The 14,705-nt window shown below is 38.0% G+C and carries 16 protein-coding genes, 1 tRNA gene and 1 pseudogene; 11 read left to right on the forward strand and 7 right to left on the reverse strand.

Annotated elements, in window-relative coordinates:
• Positions 1 to 6 precede the first annotated feature (6 nt).
• The 11 genes from K9L86_04945 (at position 7) to K9L86_04995 (ending at position 8,420) form a co-directional block, all read left to right on the forward strand.
• Complete coding sequence (locus K9L86_04945) at positions 7 to 474, forward strand: hypothetical protein (protein MCF7908196.1); 468 nt, start codon at positions 7 to 9, stop codon at positions 472 to 474.
• Positions 474 to 2,318 carry a glutamine--fructose-6-phosphate transaminase (isomerizing) gene (gene glmS, locus K9L86_04950; GenBank protein MCF7908197.1) on the forward strand — a complete coding sequence of 615 codons (1,845 nt, stop codon included), beginning with the start codon at positions 474 to 476 and terminating at the stop codon, positions 2,316 to 2,318. The genes K9L86_04945 and glmS overlap by 1 nt, the downstream gene beginning before the upstream one ends.
• A gap of 6 nt (positions 2,319 to 2,324) precedes the next feature.
• The gene (gene rsmI / locus K9L86_04955) at positions 2,325 to 2,987 is read left to right on the forward strand and encodes a 16S rRNA (cytidine(1402)-2'-O)-methyltransferase (protein MCF7908198.1); all 663 of its coding nucleotides are present in this window, start codon (positions 2,325 to 2,327) and stop codon (positions 2,985 to 2,987) included.
• Between the two features lie 151 nt (positions 2,988 to 3,138).
• Entirely contained in the window at positions 3,139 to 3,687 is a 549-nt protein-coding gene (gene pyrR, locus K9L86_04960) for a bifunctional pyr operon transcriptional regulator/uracil phosphoribosyltransferase PyrR (GenBank protein ID MCF7908199.1), read from the forward strand.
• Positions 3,687 to 4,616 carry an aspartate carbamoyltransferase catalytic subunit gene (locus K9L86_04965; protein ID MCF7908200.1) on the forward strand — a complete coding sequence of 310 codons (930 nt, stop codon included), beginning with the start codon at positions 3,687 to 3,689 and terminating at the stop codon, positions 4,614 to 4,616. Before pyrR ends, K9L86_04965 begins: the two co-directional genes overlap by 1 nt.
• On the forward strand, positions 4,606 to 5,889 hold the full coding sequence (locus K9L86_04970; GenBank protein ID MCF7908201.1) for a dihydroorotase: 1,284 nt from the start codon (positions 4,606 to 4,608) through the stop codon (positions 5,887 to 5,889). Before K9L86_04965 ends, K9L86_04970 begins: the two co-directional genes overlap by 11 nt.
• Complete coding sequence (locus K9L86_04975; GenBank protein ID MCF7908202.1) at positions 5,886 to 7,127, forward strand: endonuclease Q family protein; 1,242 nt, start codon at positions 5,886 to 5,888, stop codon at positions 7,125 to 7,127. The genes K9L86_04970 and K9L86_04975 overlap by 4 nt, the downstream gene beginning before the upstream one ends.
• A 5-nt stretch (positions 7,128 to 7,132) precedes the next feature.
• Positions 7,133 to 7,207: transfer RNA gene (locus K9L86_04980), tRNA-Arg, on the forward strand.
• Between the two features lie 28 nt (positions 7,208 to 7,235).
• On the forward strand, positions 7,236 to 7,685 hold the full coding sequence (locus K9L86_04985) for a TIGR00725 family protein (GenBank protein ID MCF7908203.1): 450 nt from the start codon (positions 7,236 to 7,238) through the stop codon (positions 7,683 to 7,685).
• Positions 7,675 to 8,187 carry a deoxyuridine 5'-triphosphate nucleotidohydrolase gene (locus tag K9L86_04990; GenBank protein MCF7908204.1) on the forward strand — a complete coding sequence of 171 codons (513 nt, stop codon included), beginning with the start codon at positions 7,675 to 7,677 and terminating at the stop codon, positions 8,185 to 8,187. The genes K9L86_04985 and K9L86_04990 overlap by 11 nt, the downstream gene beginning before the upstream one ends.
• Positions 8,184 to 8,420, forward strand: a complete 237-nt coding sequence (locus K9L86_04995) for a hypothetical protein (GenBank protein ID MCF7908205.1) — start codon at positions 8,184 to 8,186, stop codon at positions 8,418 to 8,420. The genes K9L86_04990 and K9L86_04995 overlap by 4 nt, the downstream gene beginning before the upstream one ends.
• A gap of 211 nt (positions 8,421 to 8,631) precedes the next feature.
• Here K9L86_04995 and K9L86_05000 read toward each other — a convergent pair whose 3' ends face one another.
• From K9L86_05000 to K9L86_05030, 7 genes and pseudogenes are all read right to left on the reverse strand, one after another.
• Positions 8,632 to 8,994: a hypothetical protein gene (locus K9L86_05000; protein MCF7908206.1), complete on the reverse strand. Its 363-nt coding sequence runs from the start codon at positions 8,992 to 8,994 to the stop codon at positions 8,632 to 8,634.
• A gap of 80 nt (positions 8,995 to 9,074) precedes the next feature.
• The gene (locus K9L86_05005; GenBank protein ID MCF7908207.1) at positions 9,075 to 9,938 is read right to left on the reverse strand and encodes an SPFH/Band 7/PHB domain protein; all 864 of its coding nucleotides are present in this window, start codon (positions 9,936 to 9,938) and stop codon (positions 9,075 to 9,077) included.
• Positions 9,939 to 10,078: 140 nt separating this feature from the next.
• Positions 10,079 to 11,164 (reverse strand): ribosome small subunit-dependent GTPase A, encoded by a 1,086-nt coding sequence (rsgA, locus tag K9L86_05010; protein MCF7908208.1) that lies wholly within the window; start codon positions 11,162 to 11,164, stop codon positions 10,079 to 10,081.
• Between the two features lie 81 nt (positions 11,165 to 11,245).
• On the reverse strand, positions 11,246 to 11,515 hold the full coding sequence (locus K9L86_05015) for a hypothetical protein (protein MCF7908209.1): 270 nt from the start codon (positions 11,513 to 11,515) through the stop codon (positions 11,246 to 11,248).
• A gap of 20 nt (positions 11,516 to 11,535) precedes the next feature.
• Complete coding sequence (locus K9L86_05020) at positions 11,536 to 12,279, reverse strand: class I SAM-dependent methyltransferase (protein ID MCF7908210.1); 744 nt, start codon at positions 12,277 to 12,279, stop codon at positions 11,536 to 11,538.
• 225 nt (positions 12,280 to 12,504) lie between these two features.
• The gene (locus tag K9L86_05025) at positions 12,505 to 13,863 is read right to left on the reverse strand and encodes a tetratricopeptide repeat protein (protein ID MCF7908211.1); all 1,359 of its coding nucleotides are present in this window, start codon (positions 13,861 to 13,863) and stop codon (positions 12,505 to 12,507) included.
• A gap of 142 nt (positions 13,864 to 14,005) precedes the next feature.
• Positions 14,006 to 14,572, reverse strand: a pseudogene (locus K9L86_05030) (type II secretion system protein GspG).
• Between the last annotated feature and the right edge of the window lie 133 nt (positions 14,573 to 14,705).

A 14,705-nucleotide genomic window follows, 5' to 3' on the forward strand; every position in this document is an offset into this window, starting at 1 on the left:
TAGCATATGCAAAAAGAAACTCGGCCTCTCGGGGTATCAGTGTTAGGAGGAATTAACTTTTTTATTTTTGGGCTAGGGTCTTTGCTGGTGTTTAGTTATGTTTATCTAAATAGCGGTTCAGAGAGCTTCAAAGATCTTTTAGCTGAAATGGGGAAATACCTTCCGGAAGCAAGCCTAAAAGAAGAGATGATAAAAAAAGCAATTTTAACACAAGTAGTCATAGCTTTAATTTTTACGCTTAGTGGTTGGGGGCTTTTGCAGCGTAAGGAAATTGCCAGGAAGGGCACTCTCTGGTTTGCTTTTTTGGCGGTCGCCATTACCTTCACGGCTTGTTTATTCAACCCGGCTATTATCGCTCAAGGATTTTTACAAATAATTTATCCGGGGGCTTTAATCGTTTATTTAACCAACAAAAAGGTCGAAGAATATTTCAATAATTCTAAAAATATAGCTAACCAGGAGGCCCAGGACTAATGTGCGGAATTTTTGGCTATGTCGGGGGAGGGTTAAAATTCTCTTCGTTAATTAACGGCTTATCTAGGCTGGAATACCGTGGCTATGATTCTTGCGGAATCGCTAGTTTAAGCGGCAATAAACTTTTTTTAAAAAAACGAGCTGGCAAGATCCAACAGTTAAAAGATGATTTAAAAAACTGTCAAAAAGCCAAAAGTTCCTTAGCTCTTCTTCATACTCGCTGGGCAACCCATGGCGAGCCTAATAAATCCAATGCTCATCCTCATGCTGATTGCCACCGAGAAATAGTTGTGGCCCATAACGGAATAATCGAAAATTTCCTAGAATTAAAACAAAGTCTTTTAAGGAAAGGACATAAGTTTACCAGCCAGACCGACAGCGAAGTTATTGCCCATCTTATCGAGGAATTTTACAAAGATTCTTTGTTTAAGGCTACTCAAAAGGCAGTGAAAGAATTAAGAGGTTCATTCGCACTCGGGGTTATATCAACTAAAGAGCCAGATAAAATTGTAGCCGTGAGGTTTCAGAGTCCGTTAATTATTGGTTCAGGGGCCAAGGGGAATTTTTTAGCTTCGGACATACCGGCACTTTTAGCCTTTGCTAAGGAAGCAGCCCACCTTAAAGATCAGCAAATGGCAGTTATCGATTCTCAGAAAGCAACAGTTTTTAGTTCTAAAATTAGGCCAGCTACTTTTAGCTTAGGTCAGCCAGCTGCCCTCAGCAAGATTACTATTAAAACCCAAGAGGCTGAGAAAAATGGCTATGAACATTTTATGCTTAAGGAGATTAATGAACAGCCAGCAGTTTTAAGAAAAATAATTTCTTCATATATCAAAAAAGATACAATCTGCTTTCCGGATCTCGGAATTAGCAAAGAATATTTACGAAAAACAAGGAAGGTTTATGTAGCCGCCTGCGGTACGGCCTATCATGCTGGTTATGTAGCTAAGTATTTTATAGAAAAACACTGTCGCATCCCGGTCGAGATAGATACTTCTTCAGAATTTCGTTATCGCTCTCTCACTTCAGGCAAGGGGGATTTGCTTATAGCGGTTTCTCAATCCGGCGAAACAGCAGATACCTTGGCGGCGACAAGAGAGGCAAAAAAAAGAGGGGCTAAGGTATTAACTATTTGTAATGTTTTAGGGTCAAGTCTTTCTAAGGAGGGAGATGCTACAATCGCAACTTTGGCTGGTCCGGAAATCGGCGTTGCCTCAACCAAAGCCTATACCGCCCAAATTTTTTGTTTATATTTATTCGGTCTTTATTTAGGCAAGCAAAAGACCAGCTTAAGGCCGGGTGATTTCCGACGTCTGTTGAAAGAGTTAGCCAAAGTTCCTGCTTGTCAGAAAAGGATTTTAGCTAACAGTTCAAGGGTTAAAAAAATAGCCAAGAAGTTTTCTAAGTTCGGCTCATTTTTATTCTTGGGACGTGGGGTGAATTTTCCTTCAGCCTTAGAAGGCGCCCTAAAACTAAAAGAAATTTCCTATATTCCGGCCGAAGGATATCCGGCTGGGGAAATGAAGCACGGACCAATTGCCTTGATTGATGAGTACCGAGCAGTTGTTTGCATTGCTACACAAGATGAGCTTTATGAGAAGATGTTTTCCAATGTTCAGGAGATAAAGGCCCGCAAGGGGAAAGTCTTAGCAATCCTTAACCCCAAAGATAAAGAGGTGTCTACTTTGAGTGATGCGGTTATTTATGTTCCCAACATCAGCCAAGAAGCAAGCCCACTTTTGGTGGCTGTTGCCTTGCAGCTTTTTGCTTATTTTGTTGCTAAAAACTTAAACTGCGAAATAGATCAGCCGCGCAATTTAGCTAAGTCAGTCACAGTAGAATAGTTAAAAATGCTATACTTAGTTGCAACCCCGATAGGGAACCTAGAGGATATTACTTTAAGAGCTATACGTATTTTAAGGGAAGTGGACTTAGTGCTCTGCGAGGACACCCGAAAGACTGGGTTTTTGCTTAAACATTTAGGATTAAAGAAAAAGCTGGTTAGTTTTTTTGAACACAGCGAAGTAAAAAAAATGCCCTGGGTTATCGATGAATTAAGCCAGGGTAAAAATATAGCTCTTGTGTCTTCAGCTGGCACGCCGACTATTTCTGATCCGGGATATAAATTGGTGAGAGAGTGCCGAAGACTTTCTTTAGCGGTCAGTTCAGCGCCGGGGGCATCAAGTGTTATTAATGCGCTTAGTTTAACTTCGATACCTCATGAAAAGTTTATTTTTTTAGGCTATATCCCTAAGAAAAAGAATCAATGTAAACAATTGTTTGATAGCGTGAAAGATTGGGGCTTGGCTGTTGTTTTTCTTGAGTCGCCCTACCGATTAATTAAATCTCTAGAGATAGTTAAAGAGGTCTTTGGGGATAGAAAAGTTGCTGTTGCTCGCGAGATGACCAAGAAATTTGAGGAAGTTAAAGAAGCAGAAGCAAAAGAGCTTTTAGTCTACTTTTCTAATAAGAAGCCGAAGGGCGAGATGGTTTTAATTGTCGCGGCGGCTTAAAAATCCACCCTTGACACAGACGCCTAAATAGTATATAAATGTATAGCCTTTAAGCGGGTCCGGCGAGGCCTAAAAGGAGTAAAATGTACAAAAATAGTCAAAAACAAGGTCCCGTTTCGACTTATTCGGTTGGAACGGGTTTTTTATTTTTATGAGTAATTCGAAAGAAAACAAGAAAATCCTTTCCAGTGATGATGTCCGAAGGGTTATCCAGCGGCTTACTCACCAGATTTTAGAGAAAAACGACCAAGCACATGATTTGGTGCTTATCGGCATCCAGACCCGAGGGGTTCATTTAGCTAAAAGAGTCCAAACTGCGATCAAAGATATAAATGGCAGAGAAATCCCCCTAGGCGCTTTGGGGATTACTTTTTATCGCGATGATTTAACTACCATTGGACCAAGTCCGGTGGTCAAAGGAACGAAGATAAATTTTGATTTAAAGAATAAACGGATAATTTTGATTGATGACGTTTTGTTCACCGGGAGAACAATTCGGGCAGCCTTGAATGAAATTATGGATTTCGGCCGGCCCAAGAGCGTTGAGCTTTTAGTTTTAGTTGATCGCGGTCACCGGGAGTTACCGATCCGGGCAGATTTCGTTGGGAAAAATATACCGACCTCCATGCAAGAGTCGGTAGAGGTGAGGATGGTTGAGATCGACGGCGTTGATGAGGTAATTATAAAAAATAAAAACTAATGCGTTGGCAAAGAAAAGATTTGTTAGGTTTGGAAGAATTAAGCAAAGAAGAGATTGAGCAGATTTTAATTACCGCCGAATCATTCAAGGAAGTTACCACTCGAGAGATTAAAAAAGTTCCGGCCCTCCGCGGCAAAACCGTGGTTAACTTATTTTATGAGCCTTCAACTAGGACTAGGGTGTCTTTTGAAGTTGCTGCGAAGCGACTTTCTGCTGACGTAATTAATATTTCGACTGAATCCTCAAGCGTTAAAAAGGGCGAAACCCTAATTGATACCGGTAGAAACATTGAAGCCTTAAAGGCTGATATAATTATTGTAAGGCATGATTCGTCAGGGGCTGCAGCGATGCTGGCCCGTCATGTTAATGCGAATATAGTTAACGCCGGTGATGGCTGGCATGAACATCCCACCCAAGCCTTATTAGATCTATTTACCTTGAAAGAGAAACGAGGAAAAATTGAAGGTTTAAAGGTGAGTATTATCGGCGACATAGCTCATTCTCGGGTAGCACGTTCAAATATTTGGGGCTTAACTAAACTTGGAGCTAAAGTTACTTTATGTGCGCCAGAGTTGTTGATTCCACCGGGGGTGGAAGAAACCGGAGTTAAAGTTACCCACGACATCGAAGAAGCTTTATTTGGTGCTGATGCAATTAATGTTTTGCGGATGCAGTTTGAGCGTGACAAAAAGGGAGCTTTCCCTAAGGCTTTGGAGTACTTTAAAACTTTTGGTATAACTGAGGAAAGATTAAAGAAGGCCAAGAAGGATATTGTAGTAATGCACCCAGGGCCAATTAATCGAGGCATTGAGATATCCAGCGAGGTTGCTGATGGGCCGAATTCAGTCATTTTAGACCAAGTGACTAATGGTATAGCTGTAAGAATGGCGGTTTTATTTTTAATATCTCAGGTAAAAGATGGGAAGTAAAAGTATTTTAATCAAAGGCGGACAGGTTATTGATCCTTCGAGGGATTCTAGCCAGGTGAAGGATATTTTAATTGAAGACGGGGTTGTTAAAGAGGTTTCAAACTCAATATCAAGTTCCGCTGAAATCGTGATTGAAGCCAAAGGTAAAATCGTTATGCCGGGCTTGGTAGACATGCATGTGCATTTGCGTGAGCCCGGACGCGAAGATAAAGAAACTGTGCTTTCAGGAACACAAGCTGCGCTAAGCGGCGGAGTAACTTCAGTTTTGGCTATGGCCAATACGGATCCGGCGACAGATTCAGTTGAGCATTTAGCAGTGCTTAATAAAATTATTAGACAAACCGCAGTAGCAGATGTTTTTGTCGCTGCAGCGATGACCAAAGCAAGAGAAGGCTGGGAAATTACTGATTTTTCGGCCCTGAGAAAAAGAGGAGCGATTGCGGTTAGCGATGATGGTTCTTCGGTTGACGATCCGGTTGTGATGAAGAAAATACTCAAGGCGGCAAAGAAAGAAAATCTTTTAGTAATCTGTCACTGTGAGGACATATCGCTTTCAAGGGGTGGGTCAGTAAATTTAGGCTTTACTTCAACCCGTCTGGGCTTACGAGGAATTTCTCGAGAATCAGAATACCAGAGAGTCGCCAGGGATATTGAATTGGCTAAAGAAATCGGAGCGAGAATCCATATTGCCCATGTGAGTTGTCGCGAGTCAGTAGAAATTATTGCTAAGGCCAAGAAGGAGGGGGTGGCGGTCACCGCTGAAACTGCGCCGCACTATTTTGTTTTAACCGACCAAGCAACCCGTTCTTTCGATACAAACATGAAGATGAATCCACCATTACGCAGCGCAGAAGATGTGGAAAGTATTAGGCTAGGTCTAAGCGACGGGACAATAGATGTTATTGCTTCTGATCATGCTCCGCACACGGCCAATGAAAAGGATATTGAGTTTGATCGTGCCGCTTTCGGGGTGATCGGGCTTGAAACCGAATTGGCAGTGGCCATTACTGAATTAGTGCATAGCGGTGCATTAAGTTGGCTTGATTTAGCTAAAAAATTATCTTATAATCCGGCTAAAATTATTGGTATTGATAAAGGCACTTTGAGGGTTGGGGCATCTGCTGATATAATTGTGGTTTCTCCGGATCAACAGTGGTTAGTGGCTAAAGAAAATTTTAGGTCTAAGTCTAAAAATTCCTGTTTTCTTAACAAGAAGCTAAAAGGAGCTGTTGAATATACGATTTATCGTGGACAGCTGGTTTATCAAAGATGAAATTCGTAGCCGATTTTCATATTCATTCCAAATATTCTCGGGCCACATCTCGAGATATGGAGATACCACAATTAGCAAAATGGGCTAAGCTAAAAGGGGTCGATCTTTTAGGGACCGGAGATTTTACTCATCATCTTTGGCTTCAAGAGGTAAAAAAACACCTAAAGCCAGAAGGTAAGACTGGTTTGTATAGCTATGAAGGGATTCATTTTATTCTTTCGGCCGAGATATCAAGTATTTTTTCTCAAGCTGGGAAAACTTACCGAGTGCACAATGTGCTTTTGGCTCCTTCCTTTGAAATAGTTGAAGAGATAAATCGTATGTTTGCCTCTTTCGGTAACATTGCTTCTGACGGCCGGCCGATTTTAGGAATGAGTTGTAAAAAAATAGCCGAGGAAGTATTTAAAATTTCCCAAGAGGTGATGCTGATTCCGGCCCATATCTGGACGCCTTGGTTTTCGGTTTTTGGCTCAAGTTCTGGGTTTGACAATATAGAAGATGCCTATGGTGAGTATACCGATAAAATTACGGCTTTGGAAACCGGTTTATCTAGTGATCCGGCGATGAACTGGATGATTTCAAAGCTTGATAAGTTTTCTTTGATTTCTAATTCCGACTCACATTCTCCTTCGCGGATTGGTCGTGAAGCCAATATTTTTGACTGCGAGCTTAGTTACTGGGAAATAAAAAAAGTCTTAGAAGAAAAAGATAAAAGTAAATTTCTCTATACGGTTGAATTTTTTCCAGAAGAGGGTAAGTATCATTATGACGGCCATCGCAACTGTAAAGTTAGATGGCATCCTAGCCAAACAAAAAGCCATGATGGTAAATGCAGTGTCTGTGGGCGAGCAGTCACCAAGGGCGTTTTAGGTAGGGTAAATGAACTAGCTGATCGAGAAGAAGGGTTTGTTCCTGACAATGCTATTGGTTATAAAAGTTTAGTTCCCCTAGATGAGATTATTGCTGAAACTAAAGGGGTTAAGCGCGGGGCAAAACGAGTAGTAGAGGAATACATGAGGTTGGTTAATAGCTTTGGTTCGGAGTTTAATATTTTAGTAAATATCGATCAAAAAGAATTAGATTCTCACTTTCCGGAAAAAATAGCCGAAGGGATTCGAAAGGTAAGAGCTAAGGAGCTTAATGTGCTTGCCGGCTATGACGGTGAGTATGGCGTGATTAAAATATTTGGCTCTGAGGAAGAAGAAAAAAAGGAAGACCAGCAGCTAACTTTGTTTTAGTTAACGTCCCTGTGGCCTAACGGATAAGGCGTTGGCCTCCGGAGCCAAAAATGCAGGTTCAATTCCTGCCAGGGACACCATAAAAAAAGTAAACTCTCGGTAGGAAAAATGAACATAACAGTAATTGGCGGACACAGTTGTTCAAAGGAAAACTATAACTTTGCTTATGAACTAGGAAAACTCATAGCCAAGGAGGGTTGGATTTTAATCTCCGGAGGCAAGGAAGGGGTGATGGAGGCAGTCTGTCGAGGCGCAAAAGAGCAAGGTGGCTTAACTGTAGGCATTTTACCTGGTTATGATCAAAAAGAGGCTAATGATTATGTAGATATTAAATTGCCTACCGGCTTAGGCTATGCCAGAAATGTTTTGGTGGTGAGAGCTTCTGATGTGGTAATAGCAGTTTCCGGAGAGTATGGAACACTTTCAGAGGTCGGGTTTGCGCTTAGTGAAAAAAAGATAGTTATTGGCATAGACAGCTGGGATATAAAAGGAGTAATTAAGGTGAAAACACCCCAGGCGGCGATAGCCCAGGTAAAAAAGGAGCTAGATGTTAAATAAAAAAGAGATAGCACAACTTATCGAGAAGGAAAAATTAATTGAAGAATATATCGATCTTGATAAGCAGTTAACCCCTAATGGATTTGACTTGTCAGTCAGTAAAATTTTTGAGTTTAGCTCCCCCGGGGCGTTAGATTTTTCTAATAAAGAGCGCTTGATTCCGAAAACAAAAGAGAGGGCGCCTAAGAAGCTGAATTCTGAAGATAAGTTCGGTTGGTGGAATTTGGAAAAAGGCGCATACAAAGTAAGAACCAATGAGGTAGTTAATTTGCCGAATGATTTAACTGCTCTTGCTTTTAGCCGGACATCAGTTTTACGCTTAGGAGCATTTACTCAACATGGAGTTTGGGATGCTGGATTCAAGGGCAAGGGGGAATTTATCTTGGTGGTTGAAAATTCTCAAGGGATAAAAATAAAACAAAATGCACGTCTAGCCCAACTGGTATTTTTTAAAGTAGATGAAACCGAAAGTTACGAAGGGATTTATAAACATTTAAAATGAGCCCAGAAGGACATTTTGATTTTGAGTCAGTAAGCGATCAAGAAGATAGGCTGGATTATGATAATTTAAAACCCTGCCCTAAATGCCAAAAGCTGATAGCTTGCGATGCAACTATCTGTTATTTTTGCGGTCAAGATGTTAGCTATCAAGAGAAAACTTCCTGGGTTGGTTGGGTTGTGGCTTTCCTGGTTATTGTTTTTGTTTTAAGCATTCTTTTCAGTGTAATAAGCTAAAATACTCTAGCATAAAAATCACCTGCCTGACGAACCGCCTTAGCGGAGAGGAAGTCCTATTGGATTGCTTTGCTATTTGTTTTCTATTGAGTCTTTAAGTTACCCTTTTACTTTTGGGACGGTTGGATAGGTATTCGATATAAAGTATTTTCCATTTCCCGGTAACTTTTCCAATCGGGATTTTTGTTCCAAGGGTGCCTTTAAAAAATTATTAAACCCCATACAGAATGTTTTCAATAAATTTCCTAGGATGTTTAACTAATACAAAATAGGCTGCTATTGGAGGAAAGATAAATATACAACCTATAATAGCAAAAAGAGTTATCCATATTTTTAAGAATTTATTGATTTCTATTTCATAATTAATTTTAGTTTTGTTCAGGTCCGCTTCCAATTTTAGCACACCAACCTTAGGAAACATGAAACTTGTTTGCGTGAAAAAGGTGCCATGCTTGAATTTTATTGTATTTTTATTTTGTTCGGTTATTTCGCAATTTGCGCTGGCCAACATAGTTTTTAGCTTTTCAATGGTTTCACTTAATGATTTATTTACTGTTTTTGTTCCTGAAATCATTTTTCCTCCTTTTCAAATATAATACAAAAACCACCGGGCCATACTCGTCTGCCCAGTGGTTTATCTTGTTATGAGAGTCTTTATTGAGCTTTTTTCTTAATAGGCATTACTCCAGCAAGTTCACCTATTACATTAACCAATTCAGTGCCTGTTGGAATTACTACTTTTGCGTTATTTTCCAAAGCATTTTCAACCGTTTGAAGTTTTCTTAAAATTTGAGCGTTCCCTATGAAGTATTTTTCTGCAGCTTCGTTGACTAATTTTATAGCTTCAGCTTCTCCTTGCGCCTGCAGAATTCTTGCTTGCCTGATTCCTTCAGCCTTTTTTATTTGTGATCTTTTTTCGCCGTCTGCAGCAGTTTCTTGAGCGGTGGCATAATCAACAGCGGCTATTTTTTCATTTTCTGCCTTTACTACTTTGTTCATTGTATCTTGTACGTCTTTAGGCGGGTCTATTTGCTTTAATTCTGTTCTGACAATTTCAATTCCCCAGCTCGTTGTTTCTTCGCGAAGAGTTTTGTGTAATTCTGAATTAATTTTCCCTCTTTCGCTATTGGCAGATTTTAAAGTGAGAGTGCCGATAATATTTCTTAAAGTGGTTCTTGCTAAATTTACAATTTGATGTTGATAAAGATTAACGTTATATTGTGAACTCTTTACGCTTTCTTCGTTAGATTTTACTTTGAAATAAACCTGGGCATCTACAGTAGCATTTAAATTATCATTGGTAATTATTTCCTGTGGTTCCGCGTCAACCATTTGCTCGGTGGTATTTACTATGTACATCTTTTCAATAATCGGGATAATCCAATTAAATCCAAACTTAGCGAAACGACGGTATTTACCCAATCTTTCAATCAAGCCTCGATGCGTTGGTCTTACAATTCTAATTCCCAGAAAGAATATCACAACGGTTACGACAATGACCAATTTCCATATTCCCATAACAACCTCCTTTTTGGTTTCAATTTATTATTTTATCACATCTAACGCAAAAATCATTCCTTTCGATAACGCTTCGCAGCCTGTCTGATGAGCCTGTGACTCTAGGTAGAGGCGAGGAAGGTCGACGGTTGATTGATTTGTTATGATTTATATTTTTTCATTTGTTTTTTTGCCGTTTTAATAAAGTGTCCAAATTTGCGATCCTTTTCTCTTTTTTCTAGCGCAGTCATAGTATTGTGCTCGTTTTCTTTTACTAGCTTGATATAGTTGTCATATTTACTTTTATCCAAGCTACCGGAAGATACAGCTTTCAGGACGGCACATTCCGGTTCATTAATGTGGCAGCAATCTGAAAATTTACACTTCTTTGATAGTTGATATATTTCAGAGAAAACACTTTTTATTCCTGTTTTTGAATCCAATATCCCAATTTCACGCATTCCGGGGTTATCAATTAAGACACCACCATCTTCTAATATGAATAATTCTCTATGTGTAGTAATATGTTTGCCTCTATTTGAATAGGAGCTTATCTTAGCAGTTTTAATCAAATTTTTACCTAAAATGATATTTATAATAGATGATTTCCCTACACCAGAAGAGCCTAGAAAACAGTAGGTTAATCCTTTTTTTATGCTGTTTTTTAGATCAATGATACCTTCTTTTGTGATAGTGCTCGTTGTATAAATATCAATGTTTTTGAATCGTTTTTTTATCTCAATTATTTTTGTATCTAATTCATCTTTCGATAATAAATCAACTTTATTTAGGGTTATTATTGGTTTTATGTTTTCTGATTCTGCAAGCGCAGCGTATCTTTCAAATCGATTTAAACTGTAATCTCTATCCGGCGATTGAATAATCAAGGCAACATCAATATTTGAAGCAATTAGGTGTTTGCCCGAACCATTGGCAGATTTTCTCATTAGGGCTGTTTTTCTAGGGAGTATTTCGTGGATAAGGGCTCGTTCTTTATCAAGAATTGTTATGAGAACCCAGTCTCCAACTGTTGGGTAATCCTCCCGTGTCGAAGCTGTAAAGATCATTTTGCCGGTTATTTTTGCTGATAATTCGGATATTTCATTTTTTAAAATATACAACTCTTTATGTTCTGCGATAATTCGGGCAGGAGTGAAGCTATTGTTTTTTTTGCTTTTTCGATTATTTTCAAAAAATTCACCATAACCGATATCTTCTAAGTTAATCTTTTTAATGTTTTTTTTCATGATTATTTACTTATAACATTCGAAACTGTCGGCCTGAACCCGAGCAAGGGGTAAGGTTCGCTGAATTAAGTTGCTAGATGTTTATTTTTTATTATTTGGTTTCTTTTTGCGAAATAAATCTATTATTCCTAATATGATCCCAACAGACCCAGCCATTTTTATAGATCCCCCAATCATCATTAGTTCTCGTGCTTGTTGAGAGCCAATCACATTCCCGATAACCCATACAATAATGGCTAAACCGACAACAACGCCCTTGGGGGTTTTTTTAGAAATTAACCAAAAACATGCTACAGAGAGCAATATTGCGATAATTGGTGAAAATAAAAATATTGGTGATGGTGCATTCATAATTATCGTCTACTTTTTAGTTAGCATTTTTTAGCTAGTGCGATGATGTCCATGCTGAAAAAGAAGGAAACTTTGCTTTTAGAAAAAGTCTTATTCAAAAATTTATTAATTTTAGCCTGGCTGCTTATCAAAGGTATTTTAATATAACCAAAAAGATTGACAATGGTATCTTTGGATAATTTTTCTGTTATTTGTTTGTACGTAAACGGATAAAAAGGGATAAAGAGTAAAAACTTAAAAAGAAACATTTTAAAAAAGATTGATTGAATAGCATATAAATTTTTCACAGCAATAATATAATAGCCCCCCTTTTTACATACGCGCCTTAGTTCTTTAAAGGCTAGTTTTTGCTCCGAATCTTTAAAATAGTGTAAACATTGAGTGTTTATTATGATATCAAACATTTCATCGGCAAAGGGCAGCGAAAGCGCTGTCCCTTGTACAAATTCACAGTAAGAATTAATCGGGATACAGCCGTTTTTAGTACCTTTTTTTAGGGTATTTAATGCAATTTGAGAAATATCAAAATTGACAATTGTGGAATCTGAATCATTAAAGTAAGATTTACAATTATTGTGCGCACCACATCCAATATCTAAAATATTAAGTTTATTCGGAGCCGGGAAATGCTTATTAAATAGATATAGTAAATATGGTTTTTCGACCGCGGCAAATCTATTTTGGCACCATAGATTTTCCCAAAAGTCAGATTTTTTTGAGTCTCGGGTATTTAATTCATCCGATTTTTGTTTTTTATGAAGCACTTTCTACCTTTATTAGGAAAGCGGACAAAATCTGTCAGTTACCACTTGTCTAAAGATTAAATTATTTTTATTAGTAAAGCTATTCAAAATCAATAGGCAGATAAATGTAATAATAAAATAATCTTTTTATATCTGTTCGCTTACAAAACAAAAATCAGCGGCCGAAAAGGGCAGCCTTACGGTCCGCTGGATTGCTTTATTAGAAGTAATTTTTACAATAACGAACTATCTTAGGCCATCTAAATTTTTTAATTCTTCGTAAGCAGCTTCGTTATTTTGTTCCCGAGATATCTTTAAACCTTTAGTTAATGTATATTCAAAATCTCTACCTTTTCCTAAATAATGATAGCACAAAGCTAAGCTAGGGTAAATATTAGCGTTATCTTTATTTATTTTGAGTGCTTTTTTAAAATTTATTATACTTTTTTCATATCGCTGCAGGCGATAATAGATAAGTCCTAATTTTGTGTATGCTTTTTCTTTTATGTTTTCGTAACCAAATTGAGGAATTTCAGCAACACCTTCTTCAAAGTATTTTATGGCAGTATCTTGATTTCCTAAATCAGAATAGATTCGGCCCATCGCAGTTTTCGTTATCCCTTTATGGTAAGGCAGTGCTTCTAGAGTTGTTCGTAGATAGAAAATAGCTTTTTCCTTTTGGTCAAACATTTCTAATAGGTAGCCAATATTTCCGTATAAAGTAGCCAAGGAACTTGCATCATCAAGAATCACTATATTTTTGAATAGATCCGACCGCTTGCTTGATATCAAGTGGAAAGTTTTTTCTTTTATGTTTCTGTAGTCAGTATTTAAGGTAAATAAATCGCTTACAAAGCTATGCAATGGATCATAAGATATATATTGATCATTTATTCGTATTAGACAAAAAATGTGAGTCATGCCAATTGATTGGTTGATCGGTTTAGAGATAGGATCGATAGCATCAGTCTCTACCATCGTAACATCTAAACCATGCGCTTTTAGGATTATTGTGGCCAGCAGGGAGTGAAATGTACAAGCATACAAACTGTAAAAAGTTGTTTCTTGTGTTTTTGTAAAAGTTGAGCTAGGTGACAAGTTGTTAATTAAATCATTGAAAGCGTCTGGCCCAACAAGAAGTTTATATATTTCTACTGTGCTATCTATTGACTCAGGAGGGTTTTTTAGGATTCCGATAAATTCAAACACGCTATCAGCTTTAGCCTCTAGTTCTTTTTTAACTTTGGTGGGGGTATTTATATCTTCGAAATAAAACTTTCTATACAAAGGAGTTAATTTTTCAGCTATATACAAGGCGATATCTGGCGGATAACCCAAATTTTCAATAACTAAGGGAAGGTTTCCGGTGCTTTTACTGGATAGGGCTTTGATGTTTTCTGAGGTTAGAGGTTTACCATTAATACTGATAATTTCATCGAAATAATAATGTATAGGTATTCCGTTAATGTCAATTTTAATAGAATCGTTACCTTTCCCAACGATAGAAGCTTCGATGGTTTTGCCTGATTTTAGGATAATAGTTTCTGCAGACAGAGGATAGGAATGAATTAGGAGGATAAGTGATAAAAATGCTATTTTTTTCAAGATTCTTTAATATTTCTTACTTCTAATACAAAAATTAGCGACCTGATGAGCTTCCCCGATTCTATTAAGATGGCGAATCATGCCCGCTGGATTGCCTTGTTAGATTATTCTATAATTATTTTTTTGAATAATCTTAATAAAGTTAATTTACGATAGCTATCGAATATTCTGTTGAATCTATATAGCCAGCAGGCAAAGGGACAAAATGATCTTTCTGATTAAGAGTTTCTAGAACCCCAGTAGGTAGACCTCTTAAGCCAATGAATAAAGACCCGCTTAAAGGATGGGTAAATGCTGTAGAATCAGGCCAATAATCATAATCGTAATTACCACCCCAAGGATTGCTGCTAGGATATTTTTCTAGATAAGGTCCATCCCATCTAGCATTTACAGCATCTTTCCAATTAGTCGGATGAGTAATTACTATAGTTACGGCACTCGGTTCTACGGAAGTTCCATCGCTGATATTGTAAGGTAGTGTTTTCATGAGTCCAGGATCAACGCTTGCTGGGATATCGGGGGGGAAGAAGCCTATATCTGTGTAGTAAGCAAGAGCCGCATTGCCCATGGCCTCCATATCGCTTATCACCTTTGCTATCTTCGCCTTCTCAATAGCCTTGAAGGCATTGGGGGCTATGATTGCGGCCAAAATAGCGATGATGGCGATCACCACAATTAATTCAATTAGGGTGAATCCTTTTTCCATTTTTTTCTCCTATGTTAATTGTCCAGTATATTCTACTCTCAAAATATCAAGCCATTTATCGCAAGCCCTACATTAGGCTGGAGATAAATGGTAAACTTTTTTATCAGATTGTAATTTAAAATTACTAAAATCTTCA

Source organism: Candidatus Omnitrophota bacterium, assembly GCA_021735655.1.
Taxonomy (GTDB): domain Bacteria; phylum Omnitrophota; class Gorgyraeia; order Duberdicusellales; family 4484-171; genus JAHKAJ01.

Bases quoted from the DNA above. Each gene is read 5' to 3' on its own strand.
- K9L86_04995 (MCF7908205.1), top strand. From the start codon at position 8,184: ATGAGCCCAGAAGGACATTTTGATTTTGAGTCAGTAAGCGATCAAGAA.
- K9L86_04985 (MCF7908203.1), top strand. From the start codon at position 7,236: ATGAACATAACAGTAATTGGCGGACACAGTTGTTCAAAGGAAAACTAT.
- rsgA (MCF7908208.1), bottom strand. From the start codon at position 11,164: ATGAAAAAAAACATTAAAAAGATTAACTTAGAAGATATCGGTTATGGT.
- K9L86_04970 (MCF7908201.1), top strand. From the start codon at position 4,606: ATGGGAAGTAAAAGTATTTTAATCAAAGGCGGACAGGTTATTGATCCT.
- K9L86_05015 (MCF7908209.1), bottom strand. From the start codon at position 11,515: ATGAATGCACCATCACCAATATTTTTATTTTCACCAATTATCGCAATA.
- K9L86_04945 (MCF7908196.1), top strand. From the start codon at position 7: ATGCAAAAAGAAACTCGGCCTCTCGGGGTATCAGTGTTAGGAGGAATT.
- K9L86_04975 (MCF7908202.1), top strand. From the start codon at position 5,886: ATGAAATTCGTAGCCGATTTTCATATTCATTCCAAATATTCTCGGGCC.
- pyrR (MCF7908199.1), top strand. From the start codon at position 3,139: ATGAGTAATTCGAAAGAAAACAAGAAAATCCTTTCCAGTGATGATGTC.
- K9L86_04990 (MCF7908204.1), top strand. From the start codon at position 7,675: ATGTTAAATAAAAAAGAGATAGCACAACTTATCGAGAAGGAAAAATTA.
- K9L86_05000 (MCF7908206.1), bottom strand. From the start codon at position 8,994: ATGATTTCAGGAACAAAAACAGTAAATAAATCATTAAGTGAAACCATT.
- rsmI (MCF7908198.1), top strand. From the start codon at position 2,325: ATGCTATACTTAGTTGCAACCCCGATAGGGAACCTAGAGGATATTACT.
- K9L86_05005 (MCF7908207.1), bottom strand. From the start codon at position 9,938: ATGGGAATATGGAAATTGGTCATTGTCGTAACCGTTGTGATATTCTTT.
- glmS (MCF7908197.1), top strand. From the start codon at position 474: ATGTGCGGAATTTTTGGCTATGTCGGGGGAGGGTTAAAATTCTCTTCG.
- K9L86_04965 (MCF7908200.1), top strand. From the start codon at position 3,687: ATGCGTTGGCAAAGAAAAGATTTGTTAGGTTTGGAAGAATTAAGCAAA.